This window comes from Neotamlana sedimentorum (assembly GCF_000943565.1).
Taxonomy (GTDB): Bacteria; Bacteroidota; Bacteroidia; order Flavobacteriales; family Flavobacteriaceae; genus Neotamlana; species Neotamlana sedimentorum.
The window spans coordinates 1-1,301 of the sequence record NZ_JTDW01000042.1 but is presented as its reverse complement, the minus strand read 5'-3'; the positions used below and the strand labels follow the sequence as shown (position 1 = coordinate 1,301).

General features: G+C 33.4%; 2 protein-coding genes. Both read left to right on the top strand.

What is annotated here, in order from left to right:
• Window positions 1–39: 39 nt before the first annotated feature.
• Entirely contained in the window at window positions 40–405 is a 366-nt protein-coding gene (locus PW52_RS16910; protein ID WP_044634167.1) for a transposase, read from the top strand.
• The gene (locus PW52_RS16905; protein WP_117584402.1) at window positions 369–1,262 is read left to right on the top strand and encodes an IS3 family transposase; all 894 of its coding nucleotides are present in this window, start codon (window positions 369–371) and stop codon (window positions 1,260–1,262) included. The genes PW52_RS16910 and PW52_RS16905 overlap by 37 nt, the downstream gene beginning before the upstream one ends.
• Window positions 1,263–1,301: the final 39 nt, after the last annotated feature.

The following is a 1,301-nucleotide window of genomic DNA, read 5'->3' as shown; positions in this document are numbered from 1 at the left end:
TGACCCGTCCTGAATAAAGGCTACATAATTTTAAACATTATGTATAGAAATGACAAAGTAATTAGACGGTATTCAGAACCTTTTAAACTGAAAATTTTAGACGAACTTACAACCGGAAAACTAAACAAATATCAACTAGGTAAAGCATACGGTATTGCACCTACAACCATTAACGAATGGATTAGAAAGTACAACCGTAAAGACCTGATGAACACTAGAATTAAGGTGGAAACTAAAGATGAAATAACACGTATTAAAGCGCTTCAAAAAGAAATCAAACAACTAAAACAACTCTTACTCAAAAAGGATTTAGATGCTTTGGTGCTGGACTCTTATCTGGAAGTGGCAGCAGAACAGTTAGGTTATAAATCTGTAACCGAACTAAAAAAAAAGCTAAATATCTAGCCTTAGATAAAGCTAAAGAAAAGTCTAAGGGATTTGCTTCTTTAACCACTATAACTCATTGTTTTGGTTTAAAACGTGATGCGTATTACAAATACAAATATAGAGCTGATAAACGTTTAAAAACAGAACAGCAGATTATTCAAATAGTACAAAAAAGACGCAGATCCCTTCCCAGAGAAGGAGTACGTAAACTTATAAAATCATTAGATGATGAGTTTATTAAAGTCAATCTTAAAGTCGGTAGAGACACGCTATTTAACATCCTTAGAAAACACAATATGCTTACACTTAGAAAGAAATATAGTTCTAGAACAACCAATTCATTGCACAGGTTCTACAAGTACAAAAACATCATTAAAGATGTAGAAGTCACAAAACCTAACCAAGTTTGGGTAAGCGATATAACATACATCAGAACCATTAAAGGCTTCTGCTATCTTGCGCTCATTACAGATATGTATTCTAGAAAGATTGTTGGTTATGACCTCAGTGATAGCCTGGAACTAAAAGGATGCGTGAGAGCTTTAAACAAGGCTCTGTACCAAGCAAAGAATGTTAAAGGTCTTATCCATCATTCAGACAGAGGAATACAGTATTGCAGTAATGTGTATACACAAATACTTAAAAGAAATAAGATAGACATTAGTATGACAGAAGAAAATCATTGTTACGAAAATGCTATGGCTGAGCGCGTAAACGGCATCTTAAAAGACGAATTCTATCTCGACCAGACCTTTACTGATGTGGCTCACGCCAAAAGAGCAACAAAAAATGTAATTAATCTATACAACGAAATAAGATTACATTTATCTTTAGACTTCAAAACACCGAATATGGTATATAAATTATCAGCGTAAATCAATTTTTAACCTGTAGCCATATTTCAGGACTAGACA